Below are 23725 nucleotides of genomic sequence, written 5' to 3' on the forward strand. Positions count from 1 at the left end.
CAGGCGCTCCGCGCCATGCTGACCTGAGAGGCGCTCCGCGCCATGCTGACCTGAGAGGCGCTCCGCGCCATGCTGACCTGAGAGGCGCTCCGCGCCATGCTGACCTGAGAGGCGCTCCGCGCCATGCTGACCTGAGAGGCGCTCCGCGCCATGCCTGATCCCCAGGGCGTTCCCCGACCGCGCCACGCCGCCTCACCACCACCGGTGCGCGGCTCAGCGCGCCGGCGCTTCCAGCGCCAGCAGCGGATCCGGCAGGCCCAGACCCAGCAGAGTCCCTCGGAACAGTCTGCCCAGACCGCACAACGGACCGACGAGACCAGTGCGGTCGAGCCCACCGCCGTACGGCCGGTGCAACCAGGCCACTCGCGTGAGCCGGTGCGGGCGATCGAGACGGACGACGAGACCCAGCCGGAGGTCGTCGACACCGAGGTGGGCGCGGCTGCCGTCGAGGATGACGAGTCGGCCGGCCACCCTGCGCCGTCATCGGATCGTCGGTCTCGGGTCTGGCGGTCGCTGGTCCACCCCGGCCGCGGCCAGGTGATCGCTGCGGTGATGCTGTTCGTCGTCGGTATGGCCGGTGTGATGCAGATCCGCGTCAACCACGCCGACGACACCTACGCCAACGCCCGCCGAGAGGACCTGATCCAGCTGCTGGACGGCCTCGGTCAGGAGTCTCGGCGGCTGGAGTCGGAGATCGCCGATCTGGAGAAGACCAGAACCAACCTCGTCTCCGGCGCCGACACCGAACGGGTGGCGCGACAGGAGGCCCAGCGGCGGATCGAGGTGCTGTCCATCCTTGCCGGCACGATGCCGGCCGAGGGACCGGGGATCAAGATGACGATCACCGATCCCCAGGGCAAGGTCACCGCCGACAACCTGCTCGATGCGGTCGAGGAGATGCGGGATGCCGGTGCCGAGGTGATCGAGTTCAACAACTCGGTACGGGTGGTCGCCTCCACCTGGTTCGGCTCCGACTCGAAAGGGTTGATCGTCGACGGTCAGCACCTCAGCGGACCGATCGTGATGGAGGTGATCGGGGACCCGCACGGGCTGGAGGAGGGGGCCCGGTTCCGAGGCGGCATCGTGAGCGAGATCACGGGCCCCAAGATCGGCGGCGAGGTGGAGATCAGCCAGGCCAAGAAGATCACCATCCAGTCCTTGCACACCCCTTCGAAGAATCAGTACGCTCAGCCCGCATCGCCACCACCGACGCCTCGGTGAGCACCCCCGCAGCTGGAGGACACACGTGCCGCGGCTGACCGTCCCAAGGCAGCAAAGGAGATCTGATGTCCGAGTATCCCGAAGACCTGAAGTACACCAGCGAGCATGAGTGGGTGCGTAGCGGCAACGGCTCGGTCGTCCGCATCGGCATTACTGAATATGCCGCCGAGCAACTGGGAGACATCGTCTACGTCTCGCTACCGGCCGTCGGTGATACCGTGGCAGCCGGAGACGCCTGTGGGGAGCTGGAGTCCACCAAGAGCGTCTCGGACATCTTCTGCCCGGTCAGCGGGGTGGTCGCCACGATCAACAGCCAGCTCGACGCAAACCCTGAGACAGTCAACGCGGATCCCTACGGCGACGGCTGGCTGTTCGAGGTCGAGATGGCAGAGGAAACCGACCTCGACGACCTGCTCGATGCCGACGCCTACGCCGAAGAAGTGGGGGCCTAGCCGGACCGGTCTCCCGTACCGGCTGCTTTTCTTGCGGAGAGAGCCTAAACTCTCCCTCACATCTTGAGTCTTTGATCTTCGAGGAAGCCGAACCCGATGCCCTATTGCCCTAACTGTGGTCACGACAACTCTGCCGACAGCAAGTTCTGCTCGCAGTGTGGTGCCCAGTTGCCCAAGGCGGCCGCGGAGCCGGAGCGCGTTCCGACCGGAGACACCACGAAGACCATCCCGGCCGCCATCGGCGCCGAGGAACGCGAGCTCGAACCGTTGTCGGCGGAGGACGAGGCAGCCGTCAACGCGCTGCCGCAAGGCTCGGCGCTGCTGATCGTGCAGCGCGGGTCCAATGCCGGCAGTCGCTTCCTGTTGAACTCCGACGTGGTGACCGCCGGACGGCACCAGTCCTCCGACATCTTCCTCGACGACATCTCCGTCTCCCGTCGGCACGTCACCTTCACCCGTACCCCAGAGGGCGTGATGTTGAAGGACTCGGGCTCGCTGAACGGGACCTACGTCAACCGCCAGCTGGTCGACCAGTGCCTGCTGCACCACGGTGACGAGGTGCAGATCGGCAAGTACCGGCTGGTCTACTTCGCCAGTCACCAGGGCACAGACTGAGGGAGACCACCCACCCGATGGCAGCCAAGTCAACCCAGCGCAGTATCGGGCAGGTGTTGGCGACCCTGAAAAACGAGTTTCCCGACATCTCCATCTCCAAGATCAGGTTCCTGGAGAGCGAAGGTCTCATCACACCGGAACGGGCGCCGTCGGGCTATCGGCGATACTCACCCGACGACGTCGAGCGGCTCCGCTACATCCTGTCGGTGCAGAAAAACAACTACCTGCCGCTGAAAGTGATCCGCGAGCACCTGGACCTGATGGACCGCGGGATGGCGCCGCCGGCCCTGGAGCCTGGGCGCCCGGCGACGCCACCGACCCAGCTGGTCAGCGCAGCCAAGCCTGCGCAGGCTCCACTCCGGTTGTCGCGGGAGAGTCTGCTGGAGGCGAGCGGGCTGACCGACGCGGCCTTGGAGGATCTCGAGCGGACCCAGATCGTCTCCACCCGCCGCGGCACGGCCTATTACGGCCGGGAGGCGCTGGCGATCGCGGTCGCGGCCAAGAGGCTGGCCGAGTATGGCATCGACACCCGCCACCTGCGGGCGTTCAAGATGTCGGCGGACCGCGAGGTCGGCCTGGTGGAGCAGGCCATCGCCCCGCATGTGCGGCGCGCCAAGAGCAACCGCGACGTCGCTGCCGAGGTCACCCAGCTGGTGATCAGCTTCCACGCAGCGCTGGTGCGCACGGCCATGGACCGCTGATCGAGGCACTTTCTCGACCAGTACGAGGCTGGGTCTTGTGGGCCCGCACCAGCGAAGTAGTGTTGCCTTATGCGTGAACTAGATGTGGTTGGCGTGCGGGTGGAAATGCCCTCGAATGCTCCTATGGTGCTGCTCCGTGAGGTTGGTGGGACCCGCTATCTGCCGATCTGGATCGGCGCCGGGGAGGCTTCGGCGATCGCCAACGCTCAGGAGGGCATCGTCCCGCCCCGGCCGTTGACGCATGATCTGCTGGTGGACACGCTGAAGAGCCTGGGCCACAAGCTAACCGAGGTCCACATCACCGAGTTGGACGGTGGCACCTTCTATGCGGTGCTGCTGGTCGACGGGATCCAGGTGAGTGCCCGTCCATCCGATGCGATCGCGCTGGCCCTGCGGGTGGGCTCGGAGATCTACTGCGCAGAGGATGTGCTCGACGAGGCCGGGATCGAGGTCCCGGAGGAGGAAGAGGACGAGGTCGAGAAGTTCCGTGAGTTCCTCGACCAGGTGAACCCCGACGACTTCGTCACGGGGGAGGAACCCCAGCAGTAGTCGAACCCCGCTCTGAGCCTGTCGAAGAGGCACGCGCTCTGAGCCTGTCGAAGAGCTTCTCAGTAGCACTGACCCTGATCGATTTAAACCCCCTGGTCAGAGCACACTCTCAACTTCCCATTGAGGCTGTAGGCGCCGATCTGAACCGACGAGCAGGTCTCAGGGAAACCTTGAGACATCGCGAATTCCTGTCAAGCCCCGTCCGGCGTGTCGTTGACCCTCGGCTGAGGCGCGTCGTAGCGTGACCGATGTAATCCCCTTGTTGGAATTACGCCCGAGGAACTCCCGAGCACTATTTCCCTGATCGCCGGAGGCACGCGTGAGCAACACAGACAAGTCGTCCATCAGCTCGTCGGATGCCGTCCAGCCGCACGTCGACGCTCAGGGTCTGCTGTTCGAGGGCGACTTCTCGCCCATGCCCAGCGACCTGGGCTTCCGCGGACCGGTGGCGTGCAGCGCTGCGGGCATCACCTACCGGCAGCTGGACTACTGGGCGCGTACCGGTCTGGTCACGCCCGGGGTGCGCGGCGCCACCGGTTCGGGCACCCAGCGGCTGTACAGCTTCCGTGACATCCTGATCCTCAAGGTGATCAAGCGGCTGATCGACGCCGGCATCTCGCTGCAGCAGATCCGCGCCGCCATCGAGCATCTGCGGGCCCGCGGGGTGGAGGACCTGACCCAGGTCACGCTGATGAGCGACGGGGTGTCGGTCTTCGAGTGCACCTCCGACGACGAGGTGATCGACCTGCTGCGGGGCGGCCAGGGCGTATTCGGCATCGCCCTCGGTGGAGTCTGGCGCGACATCGAGGGCACTCTGGCCGACCTGCCGGCCGAGAAGGCCGACGTGGTCGAGCCGCAGCCCGCCGGTGACGAGCTGTCGCAACGCCGACGGGCGCGCGCCGCCGGCTGACCAGGCCTGCACATCGCGGGCGCGGTTCTCGGCGCTCGCCGCGTCTCGGCTAGAGTGTTCCTGCTGCACCACGGTGCGGGAGAGTTCAGCGGAGCGCTTCCGAGCGGTCGTGGCTGGCGCCGAAGGGGCAACATCCCCGGAACCTCTCAGGCACCCAGAACCGCACCGTGAGCATCGGTTGATTCGATGCTGGCAACTCTGGAGCCACCGGTGACAGAGGGGGAGTGCGTTGTCGGACACCGGCGAGCGGAGCTGTGGTGCCGCTGATGTCTTCGGCCGCGCATCTCGTCCCGATCCGGAAAAGAGCTGGCCATGACGGGCACCGACCTGACCCACGCACCCTTCGCCTCCCGACATATCGGACCGCAGCCCGATGAGCGGGACAAGATGCTCGCGGCCCTCGGCCTGCAGAACCTGCAGCAACTGGTGGACGAGTCGATGCCGCAGTCGATCAGGATGACGCAGCCGCTCGACCTGCCGGCTCCCATGACGGAGTTCGAGACCCTGGCGCGGCTCCGCGAGCTCGCGGCGCAGAACCGGGCGCTGACACCGATGATCGGTCTCGGCTACCACGGTACGGTCACACCGTCGGTGATCAGGCGCAACGTGCTGGAGGACCCCGCCTGGTACACGGCGTACACCCCCTACCAGCCTGAGATCAGCCAGGGCCGGCTGGAGGCGCTGCTCAACTTCCAGACCGTGGTTGCGGACCTGACGGCCCTGCCGACGGCCGGTGCCAGTCTGCTGGACGAGGGCACGGCGGTGGCGGAGGCGATGACGCTGGCCCGCCGGTCGGTGAAGACCGGATCGGTGCTGCTGCTCGACGCCGACACGTTGCCGCAGACGATCGGTGTCGTGCGCACCAGAGCCGCCGCACTGGGTCTCGACGTCGTCCTGGCGGAGGGTCCGTTGACCGAGGCACTGGACGAGGTCGACGCGTTCGCGGTGCTCGTCCAGACCCCCGGGGCCAGCGGTGCTCTGCTGGGCACTGAGGAGCTTCGCGCCATCGCCGACAAAGCGCATGGTCGCGGCGCGATGGTGATCGCCGCCTGTGACCTGCTGGCGCTCACCCTGGTCACGCCCCCTGGAGAGTGGGGAGCGGACGTGGCGGTCGGCTCGAGCCAGCGGTTCGGGGTCCCGCTGTTCTATGGCGGCCCGCATGCGGGTTTCATCTCCGTCCGAGCCGGACTGGAGCGGTCTCTGCCCGGCCGGTTGGTCGGGGTGTCCAGAGACGCCGACGGCGCCACCGCCTTCCGGCTCGCCCTGCAGACCCGCGAGCAGCACATCCGCCGGGAGAAGGCCACCTCCAACATCTGCACCGCCCAGGTGCTGCTGGCGGTGACCGCGAGCATGTACGCCGTCTACCACGGACCCGCCGGGCTGCGGGCCATCGCGGCAGCGTTGCACGACGCCGCCGCGAGCTTGGCGGGCGACCTGGCGGCCGCGGGTGCCGAGATTGTCCACCAGAGTTTCTTCGACACCGTGCTGGTGAGGGTTCCCGGACGGGCGGAGGACATCGTCGGTGCGGCACACGAACTCGGCGTACACCTGCGCTTCGTCAACGCCGACCACGTCGGCATCTCCGTCGGTGAGGACGCCACCACCGACACCCTCGAGGCGGTACGCCGAGCCTTCCGCGCCGACGGCCAGGCGGGGGACTCGCTCGGTGACCTCGCCGGCAGCGAGCGCCACAGCTCTTACCTCACCCATCCGGTCTTCAACACCCATCACAGCGAAACCGCGATGCTGAGGTATCTGCGAGCTCTGTCCGATCGGGACTTCGCCCTGGACCGGGGGATGATCCCGCTCGGGTCGTGCACGATGAAGCTCAACGCGACCACCGAGATGGAGCCCATCTCCTACCACGGCTTCGCCAACCTGCACCCGTTCGCGCCGGTCGAGGACGCTCGGGGCTACGCCACCTTGATCGACTCGCTCGAGGAGTGGCTGGCCGAGGTGACCGGCTATGCCCGGGTATCGATCCAGCCGAACGCCGGCAGCCAGGGCGAACTCGCCGGCCTGCTGGCGATCCGGGCGTACCACCGGGCCCGCGGCGAGGAACAGCGCACCGTCTGCCTGATCCCGTCCTCGGCGCACGGCACCAACGCCGCCTCGGCGGCGATGGCGGGGATGAGGGTGGTGGTGGTCAAGGCGACCTCCGACGGCAGCGTGGACCTCGACGATCTGCGGACCAAGATCGAGACCCACCGGGAGCGGCTGGCCGCGATCATGGTGACGTACCCCTCGACGCACGGCGTGTTCGAGGAAAGCATCACCGAACTCTGTGCGCTGGTGCACGAGGCCGGGGGACAGGTGTACGTCGACGGGGCGAACCTGAACGCGCTGCTCGGCTTCGCCCAGCCCGGCAAGTTCGGCGCGGACGTGAGCCATCTCAACCTGCACAAGACGTTCTGCATCCCCCACGGCGGCGGCGGTCCGGGGGTGGGCCCGGTCGGCGTGGGCGAACACCTGGTGCCCTATCTCCCGAATCATCCGCTGCTGGCCGAGGCCGGCCCTCAGACCGGTGTCGGCCCGATCTCTGCAGCGCCATACGGATCGGCCGGCATCCTGCCGATCAGCTATGCCTATATCGCGATGATGAGTACGGACGGACTGGCGCAGGCGACCCAGCACGCGCTGCTGGCCGCCAACTACATCGCCCGGCGGCTTTCCGACTCTTATCCGGTGCTCTACTCGGGCCGCAACGGCTTCGTCGCCCACGAGTGCATCCTGGACCTGCGGCCGCTGACCAAGACGAGCGGAGTCAGTGTGGACGACGTGGCCAAACGGCTGATCGACTACGGTTTCCATGCCCCGACCATGAGCTTCCCGGTGGCAGGGACGCTGATGGTGGAGCCGACAGAGTCGGAGAACCTCGAGGAGCTGGACCGCTTCTGCGACGCCATGATCGACATCAGAGCCGAGATCGCCAAGGTCGAGGCGGGGGAGTGGCCGCGCGATGACAACCCCCTGGTCAACGCCCCGCACACCCAGGCGCGGGTCACCGCCGACGAGTGGACCCACCCCTACGGACGCCGGCTGGCCGCCTTCCCGACCGGATTGCACACCGGCCCGATCGAGGCCCGCGGCGCCGACAAGTACTGGCCGCCGGTGGCGCGGATTGACAGCGTCTTCGGTGACCGGCATCTGGTCTGCTCCTGCCCACCACCCGAGGCCTTCGAAAGCTGATGGTCGATCACGCACCCCGAGCCTGGGCGTTCTCGCGCCCTGAGGCTGGGCGTCCTCGCCCTGATCTCCTGGCTACCCTCCGGCCTGCTCCAGTTGGGCAGTCCGTCCAGCTGGCGGGTGATCTCTTCCTCGGTCAGCTTCCGGGTCATGCGTCTCAGCCAAGTACCGCGAACACCGGGTGTCAAGGATCCCGCCCTAAGGTGACCGGGTGACTGCTCTGCTGCTCAACGCCGCTCTCAGTGAGTACGCCGGGCGGGTGGGCGTGATCGTCCCTTTCCTGCTGTTCATCACGGTGGTGGCGGAGCTCGCGGACCGGATCGGTGTGTTCGATGTGATCGCGCACCGAGCAGCCCGGCTGGCGCGCGGATCCGTACTCGCTCTCTGGCTGCTGGTGGTGCTGATCGCCACCTTGGCCACCATCGTCCTGTCGCTCGACACGACGGCGGTGCTGCTGACTCCTGTGGTGCTGGCCGTCGCCGCGCAGCTGGGTCTCGACCGGGCCGTCTTCGCCTACACCGCGGTCTGGCTCGCCAACACCGCATCGCTGTTGCTGCCGGTGTCGAACCTGACCAACCTGCTGGCCTGGCAACGCCTTCAGCTGCACTCTGCCGCCTTCGCCGGGCTGATGTGGCCAGCCGCACTGGCGGTGCTGCTCGTGACCATCGGGACGCTGGCGCTGCTCTTCCGTGGCCCGCTGCAGGGACGCTACCTGCTCGGGGACCAGCCGCAACCGGATGACCGGATCCTGCTGGTGTCCGCCATCGTCATCTGCGCCCTGCTCGGTCCCGCCTTCGTACTGACCGGCCACGTGGTGCTTTCCGCCGGTCTGGGCGCTCTCGCGATGGTCGCGTTGTGCCTGATCCGGCAGCGGGCCCTGCTGGGCTGGTATCTGGTGCCCTGGAAGCTGATGCTCGGTGTCGCCGTTCTGTTCGCCATCGTGCAGGTGGCTCATCAGTACGGTCTCGGCGCCCTGCTGAGCGCGGCATCGGGGTCAGGTGAAGGCCCGATCGCTCTGCTGCGCCTGGTCGCGGTGTCTGCTCTGGGGGCGAACCTCGTCAACAACCTTCCTGCCTATCTCGCCCTCGAGCCGGTCATCGACGGGTCGCTGCAGCGGGCCTCGGTGCTCCTCGTCGGGGTAGGTGTTGGACCGCTGCTGACGCCATGGGCGAGCCTGGCCACCCTGTTGTGGGCCGGCCGGTGCCGCGCCGCAGGGGTGAGCGTGGACTGGCGTCGGTTCGCCCTGCGCGGCGCGGTGCTGGTCCCCGTAGCGCTGGTCGCCGGCACGGCCGCCCAGATCCTGGTGCATCACTGAGCCGTACGCCCTTCGACAGGCTCAGGGCGCGGAGTGGGAGGGCTCAGGGCGCGGAATGGCCCTTCGACAGGCTCAGGGCGCGGAGTGAGAGGGCTCAGGGCGCGGAGTAGGAGGGCTCAGGACAGGCATTGCTGGATATGGTGTTTCTCGTGATCGACTGGTTGAAGGCGCTCAAGGACAAACCCGCTATCGCGCATCTGCTGCGTGCGGGCCAGCGGTTCGCCGGCAGGATGGGCGACCAGTTCGGAGCCGCGATCACCTACTTCTCCGTGCTGGCCATGGTGCCGATCATCATGTTCGCCTTCTCCGTCACCGGCTTCATCCTGGTGGAGCTGCGTCCTGAACTGCTGGACGCGCTGGAGAAGCAGCTGAGCAATGCGCTGGGCGGGTCGGGCCAGGGCGCCAACGCCAAGATCATGAGCGTGATCGACAACGCGCTGCGCAACTATGCGGCGATCGGCATCATCGGCCTGTTGTCGGCCATGTACTCAGGTGCCGGCTGGGCGGGAAACCTGAAGAACGCGGTCCGGGCCCAGTGGCGACAGGACTTCGATCTGCAGGTCAAGAAGGAGAACGTCATCGTCTCCACACTGAAGAACCTCGGAATCCTGCTGGGCCTGCTGCTGGCCGTGGCGATCACCTTCGGCCTGGCGTCGGTGTCGACCTCACTGACCGACAACATCCTGGGCTGGCTGGGGATGACGGGGGTGCCGTGGCTCGCGCTGGTCCTGCGGCTCGTACCGATCGCTGTCTCGCTCGGGGCCGGCTGGTTGCTCTTCATGTACCTCTACCTGGTGTTACCCGAGACCCGGGCGCCCTGGCCCGCGGTCCGGCGTGGGTCGTTGCTGGGCGCCGTTGGCTTGATCGCGCTGCAGTACCTCGCCAGCTTCCTGATCGGTCGTTTCACCACCGACCCCGCGGCCGGACTGTTCGGTCCGGTCATCGTCCTGATGCTGTTCTTCAACCTCTTCGCCCGGCTGATCCTCTTTGTCGCCGCCTGGATCTCCACCGCAGAACCCGCCGGTGGGCGAGCGGGGGGACCTGTCGCAGAGGCGACGACCGCCGCACAGGGCGCCGCTGCCGCTCGCGCTCGGTCCGCCGTCGAGGCCAAGGCGGCAACGCCGGTGCTGGTGCCGCGACAGGTGGCGGTGCGGTCGGTGCGGGTGGGGATGGGAGCGGGCTACGTCGCCGGCGCCGCGACCGGTGTGGGTCTGGGGGCCATGATCGCGGCCTTCTTCGCCAGGGTCGCCGCCCGGCGTCGCGAACGGAACCGGGACTAGCTCACAACGAGCCGTCCCGGTCCCGGTCGGAGTCAGTGAGCGGCGGCAGCGGGCGTGGCCTGCTGGCCGATACCGGCCAGCAGGTCGGTGTACCAGCCCTGGGTGATGTCGAACGGCTTGCCGCCGGCGATTCGGGAGAACTCGATGGCGCGCAGCTCGTCGCCGTTCTCCTCGTCGTGGCCGATCACGCCGGACTCTCCGCGCAGGGCACAGTCGACGGCCAGGTCCGTCATCGAGTGGATCAGATCGAGGTCGGCGCGGTTCGCCGCGGCAGACCGGGAGAAGTAGCCGGACTTCTGGACCATCACCTTCTCGGCCGACAGCCGCTCGGCGAACTGGCGACCGAACCAGGCGCCCGGGTTGATCTTGTCGATCCGCACATGCCCGAACGGATCTCGGTCGACCTCTTCCCCCGACTTCTCCAGCTCCGCCACTATGGCGTCCAGACCGGCACCTTCGGAGATGAACAGGTTCACCGAGCCCACCGTGTCCATCACCGTCGCCAGCCGCGCTGCCTCGGCCTCGAGGTCGAACTTCGCCTCCGGCACATAGACGCCGTGCACTTCCCAGGCCTCCCGGCTCAGCCCGATCTCGGGCAACCAGGCGCGGGTGTCCAGCCAGTCCCGGTACGCCTTTGCGGTGGCCGCGGTCAGCCAGCCGCAGTGCCGGCCCATGACCTCGTGCACGATCAGCATCCGGGAGCCCGAATTGTGCTCGCCGATGATGTTCTGGGCGAACCGGGCGCCCTGCTCCGCGGCGGTCCAAGCCCCCAACGACTGCCTGATGGGCACAATGTCGTTGTCGATGGTCTTGGGCAGACCCACCACGGTCAGGGCGTAGTCGTTCTTGGCCAGGAACGCGGCCAGGTCGGCGGCGGTCGTGTTCGTGTCGTCGCCGCCGATGGTATGCAACACATCGACGCCGTCCGCGGTCAACCGGTCAGCCGCAGCCTGGAGCGGGTCCACCCCTTCGGGCACCAGGCCACGCTTCACCAGGTCGGCCGCGTTGGTGAGCTTCACGCGCGAGTTGCCGATCGGGGAGCCGCCGAACTGGTGCAGCACAGCCGCCTGCTGCCGAACCGTGTCGGTCACCGTCAACGAGTCACCGGTCAGCAGCCCCTGATAGCCGTAGCGGTAGGCGATGATCTCCACCTGGGGAGCCACCTCGCTGTAGCGCTGGATCAAGCCGCCGATGGCGGACGAGAGGCAGGGGGCAAAACCCCCGGCGGTGAGCAGAGCGACTTTGGTAACCATGGACCTTCCCTGTTCGATCAGCAGTGGTGCTCACCAGCGTAGGGGAGAGCCGGCGGTGGCTGACAGCCAGAAGGCTCCCATCCATACTGCGGACCGCTCAGTAAGCCCGGCGCGGTTCCAGGTTCACAGCTCCGGGCCCGTACCGACTCAGGACGTCCTCGGGGTTCTGCAGCGAGCAGCGCTTCAGGCTGAGGCAGCCACAGCCGATACAGCTGTCCAGCTGGTCACGGAGGCGCGTCAGCCGCTCGATCTGCTCGTCGATGCGCGGCCGCCAGTCACGCGACAGCCGGGCCCAGTCCGCCTTCGTGGGCGTGCGGTTGCCGGGCAGGCCGGCCAGAGCGGTGGTGATCTCGTCCAAGGAGAGACCCACCCGCTGAGCCGAGCGGATGAAGGCGACCCGGCGCAGCGTGGACCTCTGGTAACGACGTTGGTTCCCGGCAGTCCTGGTCGACGTGATCACACCCTGTGCCTCGTAGAACCGCAGCGCCGACGGCGCCACCCCAGAACGACTGGACAGCTCGCCGATGGTGATCAGGTCGGACTTGTTCAGCATGGAAACCAGGATACCCATAGTTGAAGCCAACTTTAACGTTGCGGGCTCGTCCCGTGACGCCAGCCGGGCTAGAGTGAACCGGACAGGGAGGGGGTCGCCGCATGAGTTGGCAATTCTTCACCGACACGACGACCAGCCAGCTGGAGCTGCTCGGCATCGCCTTCGTACTCTCGGCCGTCATCGGCTTCGAGAGACAGTTCCACCGGAAGGCTGCCGGGCTGACCACTCATGTGCTGGTGGCCATGGGGTCCGCGACATTCACGCTGATCTCTGCATACGGGTTCGCCCACCTGCTCGGTCCCACCGTCAGGCTGGATCCGTCGCGGATCGCCGCCCAGGTCGTCTCGGGCATCGGCTTCCTCGGTGCCGGGGTGATCTTCATGCGGCGCGACATCGTACGAGGGCTCACCACGGCGGCATCGATCTGGGTGGCGGCAGCGGTGGGGATGGCTTGCGGCGCCGGGATGCCGCTCCTGGCGATCGTCGTCACCGGACTGCATCTGTTCCTGCTGCTGGTGCTCTCTCCGCTGGTGTCGCGGCTGCCTGACCGTGATCACAAACGCCTGGTCCACATCACCTATCTCGACGGTGAAGGGGTGCTCCGCCAACTGCTGGCCACGGCGACCGAGATGGGTTACGTCGCCTCGATTCTCAGCAGCCGGTCCTTCAGCGGCAGTGACGGGCGCCCCGAGGTCACCTTGCGGGCCCGCTTCCGGGGCCGGCCGCCGGTGTCGGAGCTGATCCTGGCGCTGACGGCCGTTCAGGGGGTGCTTCAGGTCCGGAGCGGTGGCGAGGATCTCGAACGCGAGGAGGACGACGAGGACGAGGACTAGCCACCGCCGGCACCATCGAGACCCGGGAAGCCCGGCTGAGGAGCGGCCATGCCCGTGCCACTGCCGAACTGGAGCTGCACTCGTGCCGCCCCGGCAGGAGCGAACGGCTCCATCTCGCGGGCGGCACCCGAGATTCAGGTGGGAACCGTCCGAGATCACAGGGGCAATCGCCTTCCTGGCCTCCGATGATGCATCATGGGTCACCGGCGTCACATTGCCCGTCGACGGCGGTGCGCTCGCCGGTCCCCGGCACCTTCTCAGCCAGCTCACCGAAAGAGGGCCCTGATGTCTCCTTCACCCGTTGTCGTGATCGCCACCTTCGAGGCCGCCGAGGGACGGCTGGACGATCTTCGCCAGGCACTGGTGGAGGCCATCCCCGCGGTGCACGCCGAGCCCGGTTGCCAGCTCTATGCCATCCACGACGCCGACGACTCGAGGATCTACATGATCGAGAAGTGGGACAGCCAGGCCGACCTCGACCGGCACGCCCAGGGCGAGGCGGTGCAGGAGCTGCGTGCCCTGGTGGCCGGAAAGACGACCAACCCCGCCCCGCTGATCCTCCTCAGCCCCATTCCGGCGGGAACCGCCGAACAGGGTCAGCTCTAGCAGCCGTCGGCCGGACGGCAGGAGATCGGGGCCGGCAGCATCAGAGCCCTGGCGCCACTGCGTCCGCGGTGGTGACGGTCAAATACGTCGAGTCGTGGTGGCCACCCCGGGCGCTGGGCCCTAGGCTCGGGGGATGGCGAGATACTTCGACGTCCACCCGGTCAATCCGCAGCGGCGTGCGATCAGCCAGGTCGTCGACCTGGTCCGAGCCGGCGGCCTCATCGCCTACCCCACCGACTCCTGTTACGCGTTGGGCTGTCAGCTGGGCAACCGGGAGGGGCTGGACCGGATCCGCGCCATCCGGCAACTGGACGACAAGCACCACTTCACGCTGGTGTGTCGGGACTTCGCCCAGCTGGGCCAGTTCGTGCACATCGACAATGACGTGTTCCGTAGCATCAAGGCCGTCACCCCGGGCAGCTACACTTTCATCCTGCCAGCGACCAAGGAAGTGCCACGGCGACTGATGCACCCCAAGAAGAAGACGGTGGGGGTCAGGATCCCGGACCACGTCGTGGCTCAGGCCATCCTGGCCGAACTGGGGGAGCCGCTGCTCTCCAGCACCCTGCTGCTGCCTGACCAGGAGGAGCCGTTGACCCAGGGTTGGGAGATCAAGGAACGGCTGGATCTGCTGGTGGACGCGGTGATCGACTCGGGCGACTGCGGCTCCGAGCCCACCACCGTCGTTGATTTCTCCTCGGGCGAGCCGGAGATCGTGCGCCGAGGCACCGGGGACCCGTCCCCGTTCGAGTGAGCCTTCCGCGGAAGGTACGCGAGCGGCGTTCTCGAGCCTGACCTCAACGTCGTGCCAGCCCGGTACCAAGGCGGCTAGGGGCTAGGGCCCGACCGGTCGGGTGTAGGCGAGGTTGTTCGCGGTGTCGGCGACCAGCTGTCCGACCAACATCACCGGACAAGGTGCCTGCAGCATGACCGCCGTCGCCACCGGGCCGGTACGGATGCTGATCGGGTCCGCCGACGTGTGTGAACCCACCACCATCAGGTCGGTCGGTCGAGCCTCCCGCACGAGCGACTCCACCGCCTCGGCATCCAGATAGTGCAGCGTCACTGACACCCGAGGGTAGGCGCGTTCGATGTCCGTCACGGCCCGCAGCACGTCTGCGCGGTCGGGCGGTACCGTGCGCGATTGGGCCGCGAGCGATCGCACCGGGTTGGCCGTGACCACCGACAGTGACGCCCTACGCATGCTCGCCTCCGCCGCTGCCGCGGCCAACGCGATCTGACTGACCTCGCTGCCGGACCAGCCCACCACCACCCCCGATGGCTTGGCTGACAGCTCTGGTGGTCGGCTGACCAGGACGACCGGACACCGTGCGTGCACCGCTACCCGGTTTTCGATGGCGCCGAGTGCCCCATGGGCCGCCGGGGACTTGGTCCGGTCGACGCCGAGCACCAGCAGAGCCGCGGTGCCGGTGAGTCGGATCAGCTCGTCTCGGACCTGCCCCCCGAGCAGCTGGGTGGTGACCGCCACCGAGGGCCGTCGGCTGGAAGCGGCCTGAGCCGCCTCGGCCAACAGATCGTCACAACACTGGTGGTCAGCGCCTTTCCCGGCTGACTGAGGGGCATGGACGTGCACGATCTCCAGAGGGCTGCGCCGGAGGTGGGCCTCATCCACGGCCCAGAGCAGCGCGGCCCGCGAGACCTGGGAGCCGTCGATGCCGACGGCGACCGACCCCGCCCAAACCGGCGACGCAGGCGTTTCCTGCCATCCGCTGGGGTGCGGGTGACTTCTCCACGTCAGCCTGGTGGTCATGTCAGCTCGGAAGAACCCGCCGACCGCTGAGGTCGGCTAGGGGAATCTGGAGGAAGAGGTCGCGCAGACCTTCCGGCCACGGGTCGGGTGTCTCTTCGATGGTGAGAGCCCGCAGTTCCTCGACCGTCACCGGCTCTGCCAGTCCGGTGACCAGCACGCTCCAGCCGCCATGGAAGAACTCATCGATCTCGTCGACCTCAAACGCCACCATCCGAGCCCGGGAGTAGCGTCCCGGCTCGCGCTCCGGGTCCGTGCGAAAGATCAGGCTGAGGTCGGTGACAACGTAGTTCATCGGCACCACTCTGGGTCCATTCGGACCGTTGTACGCGAGCCGCCCGACATGTTTGGCGCCGAGCAACTCCAGGCACTCCCGCCGGGTGAGCTCATCCAGGTGTGCCCCCCGCGCGAGCTTCTCCCACCAAGCCTTCGGCGAAGTTGTCATCTGAATCACCATCCTCCTTGATCTTCAGTCGCGGCGGAAGCCGTGGATAACGCGCAGCGGAAGGCCGATGTAGCTGGTCGATATTCCAGCGGGCCAGATCTCGGGCTCCTGGGTCATCCCCAGCAGCCGGGCCTCAGCAACCGTCAGCCGGGCCGCGGTGCCACGGACCTGCACCGTCCAGTGGGCCTCCTCAGAGACTCCGGTGCCATCCACCTCGAAGAGCACCTCGTTTCCCGGCGCGTATTGCGTGACCTCGTTGTAAGCGGCCGTTCTGATGATGATGTGGGTCGGGGTGGTGACGTAGTGCACCGGCAGCATCCGCTCACCTCGCCCGGTCAGATAGACCAGACGTCCTTCGCAGCGTGCCTTCAGCAGTGCACGACAACTTTCCTCGTCCAGCCTCTGGCCATGCTGCTGCGCCTGCCGCAGTGTCTCGGTCATCCGTGTTGTGGTGAGCATGTAGGTCGCCACCTCCTGGACTCCACTGTGATCGAACGGCAGCCGAGAGCCCAGAGGCTTTGCACCCACTGACCTGGGACCAAAGTCCCCGGGGCTCAGGAAGGCGGTTCGAGCCAGTGCTCGGGGGCGGGTGCCAGCTCCTCCAGGGCCGGCCACAGATCCGCCGGGATGCTGAGCTCTGACCACTCCACCGCCTGCTGCAGCGAGTCGACGGTCGAGGCTCCGACGACGGTGCTGTGGATACGCGGCTCGCGCATGGAGAACTGGAGCGCAGCGGCTCCGAGCGGGACGTCGTGTTCGGCGCACAGCCGCGTCATGGCAGCGACGCTGCTCAACACTTCGGGTGCGGCTGGGCCGTAGCAGTACAGACCGGCGAACCTTGGGTCGCCGGTCAGGATGCCGCCGCCGTAAGGTGCCGCGTTCGTGACGCCGAGACCGAGCTCGGCCGCCCGGTTCAGCAGGATGTCGGCGGACCGGTCGACCAGGGTGAAGCGGTTGTGAGTGATCAGCGTGTCGAAGACGCCCAGGTCGAGATAGCGCAGGATGGTCGGGGCGTGCCCACCGGAGATGCCGATCCAGCGGGCCAACCCGCGCTCCTTCATCTGGCGCAGCGCCTCGACTGCACCGCCCGGTCCGCTGAGCTCGTCGAAGTCGGCCAGTTCAGGATCGTGCAGGAAGAGGACGTCGATGGTCTCCAGGCCGAGCCGGTGACGGGACTCCTCGAGCGATCGCCACATCCTCTCGGCCGAGAACGATCCGGTGTCGAGGTCGCGGTCCAGCTTGGTCTGGATGACGAGCCCCGGCGGCGGACCGCCCAGCGCCGCCAGAGCACGACCGATCAGCGCCTCGGCGCGCGAACCGCCGTACTCGTTGGAGGTGTCGATGAAGTTGATGCCCGCCGGTCGCTCTGTGAGCACCTTCTCGGCGAGCGTCAGCAACCGTCGGTCCCGCTGTTGATCATCTTCCCCCGGCTTCGGCGGCCCCCAGGAGGACGTGCCGATGCACAATGCTGAGACTTCCAGGCCGGTACGGCCATAGCTGACCATGAAGATCCTCCTCGGGGCGACTTCCCCTGATCGTAGTGCCGTCGCGCCACGTGTCCTGAGCCTGTCGAAGGAACGTGTCCTGGGCCTCTCGAAGGACCAGAACGGAGGCCCTTCGACAAGCTCAGGGCACGGAAACAAGCTCAGGACGCGCGCACCACGTGTCCTGAGCTTGTCGAAGGACGAGAACGGGTGCCCTTCGACAAGCTCAGGGCACGGAAACAAGCTCAGGACGCGCGCACCACGTGTCCTGAGCTTGTCGAAGGACGAGAACGGGTGCCCTTCGACAAGCTCAGGGCACGGAAACAAGCTCAGGACGCGCGCACCACGTGTCCTGAGCTTGTCGAAGGACGAGAACGGGTGCCCTTCGACAAGCTCAGGGCACGGAAACAAGCTCAGGGCACGGAAACAAGCTCAGGGCACGGAAACAAGCTCAGGGCACGGAAACAAGCTCAGGGCACGGAAACAAGCTCAGGGCACGGAAACAAGCTCAGGGCACGAAAGGCTCAGGACGCCTCGACCCGCGCAGGCTTCATCCGGGCGAAGATCAGCGTGATGGGGACAGTGACGACGGCCGACGCCAGAAGGGTGGTCCGGACCGATGTCCGGTTTCCCAGCAGACCCAGGGGAGGACCGCCGACGACCTGCCCGATCGCGTTCGCCTGACCGTTCATGGAAAGTACGGTGGCACGGACGTGTGACTCGACGTTGCGGTTGAGCCAGGCCGCCTGGATCGGAATCGCCACCGCCTCGGCGGCGCCTTTGACCCAGAGCGCTGCAAGCGCGAGCCAGAGGTTGCCCGAGAGCGCCAAGCCGACAATGCCCGCCGTTTGCACCGCGCTCAGCAGAGCCAGCAGGCGGCGGGGGTGCAGCGCGCTCACGCGCGCCGGACTGATCCGGTTGACCGCGAGCGACGCCAGCAACGAGACGAGGGTGCCCACCAGCGAGAAGACGGCGAACCACACGACAGGCTCGTGGCTCCCGAACAGGGTAGGCAACGCGAAGTCCTTCAGTATCCGTACGGTCCAGAGCCGGTCGAAGGCCTCACTGGCCAGACCGGCGATCAGACTGATCAGGAAAAGCGATCGGACGACGGCGCGACGCCGCACCAAGGCGAGACCGCCGACGAAGCTGCGGCCCATCGCCTCGAAGCTGTCGCGCTCGTGGCGAGGGACCGGGTGGAAGTGATCCTCCGGCATGGTGAGGACCAACCATCCCGCGAGAAGCAGGAAGCCGGCCCCGGACAGCACCATCGGAGTCCGGATGTCGACGATGCCCAGCAGGCCTGCGGCGACAGTGCCGGCGAAGGTGGCCCCGAGGCTGATCTGCTGGGCCCGTGTGAAGACGGGCGCCATCTCTTCTGCGCCCTGCTCGTCGGTGATCCAGGCTTCAGTGGCTCCCGACGTGAAGGTGTAGCCGACACCCCAGATGAGCTGAACCGCCAGCATCGCTGCGAAGGTCGGCACCATCCCCTGGAGCAGGAAAGCACACCCGATCAGCACGAGGCCGATGAGGATCGAGAGCCGTCGACTGTGCAGGTCGGCGACGATGCCGGTCGGGATCTCGAAGAGGAAGCAGGTCACCTCCAGCACGGTGCCGACGAGGACCATCTGGAGCGGATCCAGACCGACGACGGTGACCATGTAGACGAGGTTGACGGTGAACGTGAGCGCATAGAGGAGGGTCGAAGCGGCGGTCAGGATGAAGAAGCTGGGTACGGGCGCGACAGGACGTCGGGCGTGCACCAGCAGAGTCGTGAGCACGTCAGGTTCTCCTGAGAGGTCGAGGCGCAGAGGAAAGCGGCCGCGATCGGTCGCAGCCGGTCACGTGACGTGCGCATGGGCCCCAGACCCGTGCCATCGTGGTGACGCTCGGGGATAGCTGTTGCGGGCGCACGCTTTCAGGATGAGGCTGACATGGCGCTCAAACTACCCGTGCCCGCTGCCGGTTCGCCAGGCATTTTCTTTACCCATCCGCGTCGTGAGCAGTGTTACCGCGTCGTGAGCCGGTGTAACCGCGTCGTGAGCCGGTCGAACGACCTCCGCCCGCGTGGGTCGTTAGCGGGCAGGACGCGCGGCGTGCAATAGGCTGCTGCGGATGAAACGGACTGGGCAGGTACCGAGGCGGCTGGCGTGCGACAGGCGGCCGCACAGGCTGTCATCGCCTGAGGTCACCGGCGTGGGCTCGCTGCGGTGATCGCCCTCCTGATCGGCGGCGGCTTTTCGCTCGCCTTCACCCTGCTCTCCACGCCGCATTTCGTCCGGCTCTTCCGCCGACTCGGCTGGGGACAGATGATCCGCGTCGACGGCCCCACCACGCACCAGACCAAACGCGGCACGCCGACCAAGGGCGGCCTCATCTTCGTCACCGGCGCCGTGCTGGGCTACTTCCTGGCTCATTTGATCGCGCGTGGCACGCCGGTGACCGCGAGTGGGTTGCTGGTCATGCTGATGATGGTCGGGCTCGGGGTGGTCGGCTTCCTCGACGACTTCGCCAAGACACGCAAACAGCAGAGCCTCGGACTGGGTGGCTGGCAGAAGGTGGCCGGTCAGGTGGTCGTGGCGACCGCGTTCGCGCTGCTGGCTCTCCAGTTCCGCGAGGCCGGCACCGGGCTGACCCCGGCTTCCACGGCCATCTCGGTCGTACGTGACGTCGACTGGCTCGACTTCGTCCGGTTGGGCACCGTGGTCGGGGTCACGTTGTACGTCGTCTGGGTCAACCTGCTCGTGGTCGCCACCTCCAACGCGGTCAACGTCACCGACGGCCTGGACGGCTTGGCGACCGGGGCGACGATCCTGGCCCTGTCGGCGTTCATCTTCATCGCGTTCTTCCAGTTCAAGGAGGCCTGTCACAACCTCCCGGCGGCCGACCCGATGCTGTACAAGTGCTATGAGGTCCGCGATCCGCTCGACCTGGCGGTGGCGGCCACCGCCCTTGCCGGCAGCCTGCTCGGGTTCTTGTGGTGGAACGCACCGCCAGCGCAGATCTTCATGGGGGACACCGGCTCGCTGGGTCTCGGTGGAGCGTTGGCAGCACTGGCCGTACTCACCCGGACCGAGCTGCTGCTGGTGCTGGTCGGAGGCCTCTACTGCATCATCACCGGCTCCGTCATCGTGCAACGTGCCTATTTCAAGCTGACCGGTGGTCGGCGGATCTTCCTGATGAGCCCGATCCACCATCACTTCGAGCTCAAGGGCTGGGCGCAGGTCACCATCACCATCCGGTTCTGGATCATCGCCGGCCTGTTCATGGTTGCCAGTGTCAGTGTCTTCTATCTGAGCTGGCTGGGCGCCTGACGCGTTCTGCGTGACATACTGGTGCCACGTGCTCCGGGGTCGGTGTAATTCCGAACCGGCGGTGATAGTCCGCGACCCGGCCGCAGCCAGCGGCCGGTTGACCTGGTGGAACTCCAGGACCGACGGTGAAAGTCCGGATGGGAGGCAGCACGCGCGCAGGCCCGTCAGGGCGGCCTTGGCCGCTGTGGCTGCCTGCGTTTGGTGGCGCATGCGGCGACCACCCGCGGTCCGATTCTCGGACCCGGGCCCCGCACTGAGTCCTGATTGACGCCCCGGAGCTCGCCACCGACGAGCACGAGGGGCAGGATGAACGACCGGATCGACCGACACCCAGACCAGCGGTGGATGCGTCGCGCCCTCAAGCTGGCCGCCCTGGGGCCGCTGGGCGATCCGAACCCGCGGGTTGGAGCCGTCATCGTCGATGCCGCTGGTGACCTGGCGGGTGAGGGCTTTCACCGTGGCGCAGGTACGCCGCACGCCGAGGTGGAGGCGCTGGCGTCCGCAGGACGACGAGCCATCGACGGCACCGCCTACGTCACGCTGGAGCCCTGCAACCACACCGGCCGCACCGGGCCCTGCGTACAGGCCCTCATTGGCGCGGGAGTCTCCCGGGTCGTCTACGCCCAGCCGGACCCGAACGCGACAGCGTCCGGCGGTGCGGCCACCCTCCGAGCAGCGGGCATCGAGGTCGAGGAAGGGGTGCAGGCGGCAGCGGCCGAGCAGCTCAACGCGGAGTGGACCTTCGCTCTCCGGCAGGGACGGCCCTGGGTGACCTGGAAGTTCGCCGCCACCCTTGACGGACGCTCGGCTGCCGCAGACGGGAGCAGCCAGTGGATCACCGGTCCCGACGCGCGCGCCGACGTGCATCTCCTGCGTGCCAGAGCCGGGGCCATCCTGGTGGGGACCGGTACGGCCCTCCGCGACGACCCGTCGTTGACAACGCGACTTCCTGACGGTTCGCTGCAGCAGCGCCAACCGCTGCGGGTGGTGATGGGTCGTCGACGGCTGCCCGACGGCGCCCGGGTGTTGGACAACAGCGCCCCCACCCTTCTGGCTCAGCAGCAGGACCCTGCCCTGACGCTCCAGCAGCTCGCTGTCCGCGAGATCCGACATGTCTGGCTGGAGGGCGGCCCGACCCTGGCTGCCGCGTTCGTCGCCGCGGGCCTGGTCGACGAGGTCGTCGCCTACCTGGCACCCGCACTCCTGGGTGCCGGACCGCCAGCAGTCGGTGCTCTCGGCATCCACAGCATCGCTCAGGCGCTGCGACTGCATCCGTACGACGTCACCACCATCGGTCCAGACATCCGTGTCCGGGCCACCACCCACGCTCCCAGCCCACGCAGCACCGAACAGGAAGGCCCAGGATGTTCACCGGAATAGTCGAGGAGCTCGGCGAGGTCATCTCAATCGAGCACGGAACCGCATCAGCCGTGATCCGAGTCCGTGGCCCGCTGGCCATCAGCGATGCCTCGCCCGGCGCCTCGGTGGCGGTCAACGGCGTGTGCCTGACCGTGGTCGACCACGATGCCGAGACCTTCGGCGTCGATGTGATGGCCGAGACGCTGAGCCGCAGCAGCCTCGGTGCCCTCCGTCCCGGTGATCCGGTCAACCTGGAGCGCGCGATGGCGGCCACCGGCAGGTTCGGTGGCCATATCGTCCAGGGTCATGTCGACGGCACAGCCGAGATCGTCGCGCGGACTCCTGGGGACCGGTGGGAGGTCGTGCGGTTCAGCCTGCCTGCCCAGCTGGCCCGGTATGTGGTCGAGAAGGGTTCGATCACCGTCGACGGCGTGTCGCTGACGGTGTCCGCAGTGGATGACCGCACCTTCGAGGTGTCATTGATCCCCACCACCCTCGCTGTGACCACCCTGGGCCGCAAAGCCGTCGGCGACCCGGTCAATCTCGAGGTCGACGTGGTCGCCAAGTACGTGGAGCGGCTGCTTCCGCCTCCAGTCGGCCCGGTCGCTCCTGGAGCCCCGGCAATGATCAGGGGAGCGGCGGCCTCGCAGCGCCCGCTCGCCGAGGTCGAGGAGGCGCTGGACGCGCTGCGTCGGGGTCAGCCGGTGCTGGTCACCGACGACGCCGACCGGGAGAACGAGGGTGACGTGATTCTGGCGGCGGACACCCTGTCGCCGCAGTGGATGGCGTGGACCATCCGCCACTCGTCGGGCTACGTCTGTGCTCCGATGACCGGCGTCAGGGCCGACGCTCTTGGACTGCCACTGATGGTTCCGGACAACCGGGACCCGCTGCGTACCGCCTACACCGTCACCGTCGACGCCAGCGCCGGGGTCACCACCGGGATCAGCGCTGCCGACCGGTCCCGGACCATCAGCGACCTCGCCCGACCGGGTGCGGGTCCTGACGACTTCATCCGACCCGGTCACGTACTTCCGCTGCGGGCCAAGGACGGCGGGGTGCTGGAGCGCGCCGGACACACCGAGGCGGCGGTGGACCTGTGCCGACTGGCCGGGCTCACTCCGGTCGCCGCGATAGCCGAGCTGGTCCACGACGACGGGACCATGATGCGCCTTCCTGCGGTGCTCGAACTGGCGGCCGCACACCACCTGCCCGTGATCACGATCGAGCAGCTGATCAGTTGGCGGCAACGCCATGACCGGGTGGTCCGGACGGCGCAGACCCGGCTGCCGACGCAGCACGGAACGTTCACGGTGCTGGGTTATCGGGACCTGTGGACCGGTGCTGAGCATGTGGCGTTGATCAGCCCGCACGGTTCGGACGGTCCGGCACCTCTGGTGCGGCTGCACTCGGAGTGCCTCACCGGGGACGTTTTCGGGTCCCAGCGCTGCGACTGCGGGCCGCAGCTGGAGCGCGCGATGGCGCAGATCGGCGCGGAACCGGGCGTGATCGTCTATCTCCGTGGCCACGAGGGACGTGGCGTCGGCCTGCTGAACAAGCTGGAGGCGTATGCCCTGCAGGACAGGGGCTTTGACACGGTCGACGCGCAGAGCGAGCTGGGCTTGCCCATCGACGCCCGTGAGTACGCCGCCGGCGCTGCCGTGCTGCACGACCTGGGTCTGTTGTCAGTCCGCCTGCTCACCAACAACCCGGTCAAGGTGCAGGCGCTGCGTAGCCTCGACGTCGAGGTGGTGTCCGTCGAGCGGATCGCCGTGGTCCCGAGCGAGGACAACGCCGCCTATCTGCGCACGAAACGGGACCGGATGGGACATGACTTGATGATCGACTATGAGGACCAGCGGGCCCCGGTATGACGACCAT

General features: G+C 67.5%; 22 protein-coding genes, 2 pseudogenes and 2 riboswitches. Of the genes and pseudogenes, 17 read left to right on the forward strand and 7 right to left on the reverse strand.

Annotated elements, in window-relative coordinates:
- Nucleotides 1–150: 150 nt before the first annotated feature.
- From JOE57_RS18420 to JOE57_RS00190, 9 genes are all read left to right on the forward strand, one after another.
- Nucleotides 151–1221, forward strand: coding sequence for a DUF881 domain-containing protein (locus tag JOE57_RS18420; RefSeq protein WP_239578791.1), 1071 nt, complete (start codon nt 151–153; stop codon nt 1219–1221).
- A 65-nt stretch (nt 1222–1286) separates the two neighbouring features.
- A complete protein-coding gene (gene gcvH / locus JOE57_RS00155; protein WP_204915839.1) occupies nt 1287–1673 on the forward strand; it encodes a glycine cleavage system protein GcvH in 387 nt (128 codons plus the stop codon).
- A 96-nt stretch (nt 1674–1769) separates the two neighbouring features.
- A complete protein-coding gene (locus JOE57_RS00160) occupies nt 1770–2288 on the forward strand; it encodes an FHA domain-containing protein (protein ID WP_204915840.1) in 519 nt (172 codons plus the stop codon).
- A 17-nt stretch (nt 2289–2305) separates the two neighbouring features.
- Entirely contained in the window at nt 2306–2989 is a 684-nt protein-coding gene (gene ftsR, locus JOE57_RS00165) for a transcriptional regulator FtsR (protein ID WP_204915841.1), read from the forward strand.
- 69 nt (nt 2990–3058) lie between these two features.
- Complete coding sequence (locus tag JOE57_RS00170; RefSeq protein WP_204915842.1) at nt 3059–3538, forward strand: bifunctional nuclease family protein; 480 nt, start codon at nt 3059–3061, stop codon at nt 3536–3538.
- Nucleotides 3539–3881: 343 nt separating this feature from the next.
- On the forward strand, nt 3882–4448 hold the full coding sequence (locus JOE57_RS00175) for a MerR family transcriptional regulator (RefSeq protein WP_338041384.1): 567 nt from the start codon (nt 3882–3884) through the stop codon (nt 4446–4448).
- Nucleotides 4449–4514: 66 nt separating this feature from the next.
- Nucleotides 4515–4621, forward strand: a riboswitch (glycine riboswitch).
- Nucleotides 4622–4760: 139 nt separating this feature from the next.
- Nucleotides 4761–7637, forward strand: a complete 2877-nt coding sequence (gene gcvP / locus JOE57_RS00180; protein ID WP_204915843.1) for an aminomethyl-transferring glycine dehydrogenase — start codon at nt 4761–4763, stop codon at nt 7635–7637.
- A gap of 208 nt (nt 7638–7845) precedes the next feature.
- Nucleotides 7846–8949 carry an SLC13 family permease gene (locus tag JOE57_RS00185; protein WP_204915844.1) on the forward strand — a complete coding sequence of 368 codons (1104 nt, stop codon included), beginning with the start codon at nt 7846–7848 and terminating at the stop codon, nt 8947–8949.
- Between the two features lie 149 nt (nt 8950–9098).
- Nucleotides 9099–10229, forward strand: a complete 1131-nt coding sequence (locus tag JOE57_RS00190) for a YhjD/YihY/BrkB family envelope integrity protein (protein ID WP_204915845.1) — start codon at nt 9099–9101, stop codon at nt 10227–10229.
- A 32-nt stretch (nt 10230–10261) separates the two neighbouring features.
- On the opposite strand, the gene JOE57_RS00195 is transcribed toward JOE57_RS00190, so the two are convergent.
- Nucleotides 10262–11482, reverse strand: a complete 1221-nt coding sequence (locus JOE57_RS00195; protein WP_204915846.1) for a pyrophosphate--fructose-6-phosphate 1-phosphotransferase — start codon at nt 11480–11482, stop codon at nt 10262–10264.
- A 97-nt stretch (nt 11483–11579) separates the two neighbouring features.
- A complete protein-coding gene (soxR, locus tag JOE57_RS00200) occupies nt 11580–12035 on the reverse strand; it encodes a redox-sensitive transcriptional activator SoxR (RefSeq protein WP_204915847.1) in 456 nt (151 codons plus the stop codon).
- A gap of 101 nt (nt 12036–12136) precedes the next feature.
- Between soxR and JOE57_RS00205 the strand changes: the two genes are divergently transcribed.
- The 4 genes from JOE57_RS00205 (at nt 12137) to JOE57_RS00220 (ending at nt 14228) form a co-directional block, all read left to right on the forward strand.
- Nucleotides 12137–12868, forward strand: a complete 732-nt coding sequence (locus JOE57_RS00205) for an MgtC/SapB family protein (protein ID WP_204915848.1) — start codon at nt 12137–12139, stop codon at nt 12866–12868.
- Nucleotides 12869–12950: 82 nt separating this feature from the next.
- Nucleotides 12951–13154, forward strand: a complete 204-nt coding sequence (locus JOE57_RS18425) for an SDR family oxidoreductase (protein ID WP_420827661.1) — start codon at nt 12951–12953, stop codon at nt 13152–13154.
- Nucleotides 13154–13474, forward strand: a complete 321-nt coding sequence (locus tag JOE57_RS00215; RefSeq protein WP_204915849.1) for a putative quinol monooxygenase — start codon at nt 13154–13156, stop codon at nt 13472–13474. The genes JOE57_RS18425 and JOE57_RS00215 overlap by 1 nt, the downstream gene beginning before the upstream one ends.
- Nucleotides 13475–13607: 133 nt before the next feature.
- Entirely contained in the window at nt 13608–14228 is a 621-nt protein-coding gene (locus JOE57_RS00220; RefSeq protein ID WP_204915850.1) for an L-threonylcarbamoyladenylate synthase, read from the forward strand.
- Nucleotides 14229–14309: 81 nt separating this feature from the next.
- Here the strand turns inward: JOE57_RS00220 and JOE57_RS00225 are convergent, their stop codons facing one another.
- The 5 genes from JOE57_RS00225 to JOE57_RS00245 all read right to left on the reverse strand — a co-directional run bounded on the left by JOE57_RS00225 (nt 14310) and on the right by JOE57_RS00245 (nt 18952).
- Nucleotides 14310–15245 carry a universal stress protein gene (locus JOE57_RS00225; protein WP_204915851.1) on the reverse strand — a complete coding sequence of 312 codons (936 nt, stop codon included), beginning with the start codon at nt 15243–15245 and terminating at the stop codon, nt 14310–14312.
- 1 nt (nt 15246) lies between these two features.
- The gene (locus JOE57_RS00230; protein WP_204915852.1) at nt 15247–15687 is read right to left on the reverse strand and encodes a pyridoxamine 5'-phosphate oxidase family protein; all 441 of its coding nucleotides are present in this window, start codon (nt 15685–15687) and stop codon (nt 15247–15249) included.
- 24 nt (nt 15688–15711) lie between these two features.
- Nucleotides 15712–16128: a pyridoxamine 5'-phosphate oxidase family protein gene (locus JOE57_RS00235; protein ID WP_204915853.1), complete on the reverse strand. Its 417-nt coding sequence runs from the start codon at nt 16126–16128 to the stop codon at nt 15712–15714.
- Between the two features lie 113 nt (nt 16129–16241).
- A complete protein-coding gene (locus JOE57_RS00240) occupies nt 16242–17192 on the reverse strand; it encodes an aldo/keto reductase (protein WP_204915854.1) in 951 nt (316 codons plus the stop codon).
- Between the two features lie 503 nt (nt 17193–17695).
- Nucleotides 17696–18952 (reverse strand): MFS transporter, encoded by a 1257-nt coding sequence (locus JOE57_RS00245; protein ID WP_338041074.1) that lies wholly within the window; start codon nt 18950–18952, stop codon nt 17696–17698.
- A 429-nt stretch (nt 18953–19381) separates the two neighbouring features.
- On the opposite strand from JOE57_RS00245, the gene mraY reads away from it, so the two are divergent.
- From mraY to ribB, 4 genes and pseudogenes are all read left to right on the forward strand, one after another.
- The gene (gene mraY / locus JOE57_RS00250; protein WP_204915855.1) at nt 19382–20485 is read left to right on the forward strand and encodes a phospho-N-acetylmuramoyl-pentapeptide-transferase; all 1104 of its coding nucleotides are present in this window, start codon (nt 19382–19384) and stop codon (nt 20483–20485) included.
- Nucleotides 20486–20510: 25 nt separating this feature from the next.
- Nucleotides 20511–20639: riboswitch (FMN riboswitch) on the forward strand.
- A gap of 152 nt (nt 20640–20791) precedes the next feature.
- A complete protein-coding gene (gene ribD / locus JOE57_RS00255; protein WP_239578792.1) occupies nt 20792–21865 on the forward strand; it encodes a bifunctional diaminohydroxyphosphoribosylaminopyrimidine deaminase/5-amino-6-(5-phosphoribosylamino)uracil reductase RibD in 1074 nt (357 codons plus the stop codon).
- A pseudogene (locus JOE57_RS00260) lies at nt 21850–22425 on the forward strand (riboflavin synthase); the annotation flags it as partial. The gene ribD and the pseudogene JOE57_RS00260, both read left to right, overlap by 16 nt.
- Nucleotides 22426–22515: 90 nt before the next feature.
- Nucleotides 22516–23718, forward strand: a pseudogene (gene ribB / locus JOE57_RS00265) (3,4-dihydroxy-2-butanone-4-phosphate synthase); the annotation flags it as partial.
- Nucleotides 23719–23725: the final 7 nt, after the last annotated feature.

It is taken from the genome of Microlunatus panaciterrae (assembly GCF_016907535.1).
Taxonomy (GTDB): Bacteria; Actinomycetota; Actinomycetes; order Propionibacteriales; family Propionibacteriaceae; genus Microlunatus; species Microlunatus panaciterrae.

Excerpts from the sequence above, each read along its gene's own strand:
- ribD (WP_239578792.1), top strand. The coding sequence starts at position 20,792 with ATGAACGACCGGATCGACCGACACCCAGACCAGCGGTGGATGCGTCGC.
- JOE57_RS00235 (WP_204915853.1), bottom strand. The coding sequence starts at position 16,128 with ATGACCGAGACACTGCGGCAGGCGCAGCAGCATGGCCAGAGGCTGGAC.
- JOE57_RS18420 (WP_239578791.1), top strand. The coding sequence starts at position 151 with ATGCCTGATCCCCAGGGCGTTCCCCGACCGCGCCACGCCGCCTCACCA.
- JOE57_RS00195 (WP_204915846.1), bottom strand. The coding sequence starts at position 11,482 with ATGGTTACCAAAGTCGCTCTGCTCACCGCCGGGGGTTTTGCCCCCTGC.
- JOE57_RS00215 (WP_204915849.1), top strand. The coding sequence starts at position 13,154 with ATGTCTCCTTCACCCGTTGTCGTGATCGCCACCTTCGAGGCCGCCGAG.
- JOE57_RS00205 (WP_204915848.1), top strand. The coding sequence starts at position 12,137 with ATGAGTTGGCAATTCTTCACCGACACGACGACCAGCCAGCTGGAGCTG.
- JOE57_RS00170 (WP_204915842.1), top strand. The coding sequence starts at position 3,059 with ATGCGTGAACTAGATGTGGTTGGCGTGCGGGTGGAAATGCCCTCGAAT.
- JOE57_RS00230 (WP_204915852.1), bottom strand. The coding sequence starts at position 15,687 with ATGACAACTTCGCCGAAGGCTTGGTGGGAGAAGCTCGCGCGGGGGGCA.
- JOE57_RS00225 (WP_204915851.1), bottom strand. The coding sequence starts at position 15,245 with ATGACCACCAGGCTGACGTGGAGAAGTCACCCGCACCCCAGCGGATGG.
- soxR (WP_204915847.1), bottom strand. The coding sequence starts at position 12,035 with ATGCTGAACAAGTCCGACCTGATCACCATCGGCGAGCTGTCCAGTCGT.
- JOE57_RS00240 (WP_204915854.1), bottom strand. The coding sequence starts at position 17,192 with ATGGTCAGCTATGGCCGTACCGGCCTGGAAGTCTCAGCATTGTGCATC.
- gcvH (WP_204915839.1), top strand. The coding sequence starts at position 1,287 with ATGTCCGAGTATCCCGAAGACCTGAAGTACACCAGCGAGCATGAGTGG.
- JOE57_RS00220 (WP_204915850.1), top strand. The coding sequence starts at position 13,608 with ATGGCGAGATACTTCGACGTCCACCCGGTCAATCCGCAGCGGCGTGCG.
- ftsR (WP_204915841.1), top strand. The coding sequence starts at position 2,306 with ATGGCAGCCAAGTCAACCCAGCGCAGTATCGGGCAGGTGTTGGCGACC.
- gcvP (WP_204915843.1), top strand. The coding sequence starts at position 4,761 with ATGACGGGCACCGACCTGACCCACGCACCCTTCGCCTCCCGACATATC.
- JOE57_RS00160 (WP_204915840.1), top strand. The coding sequence starts at position 1,770 with ATGCCCTATTGCCCTAACTGTGGTCACGACAACTCTGCCGACAGCAAG.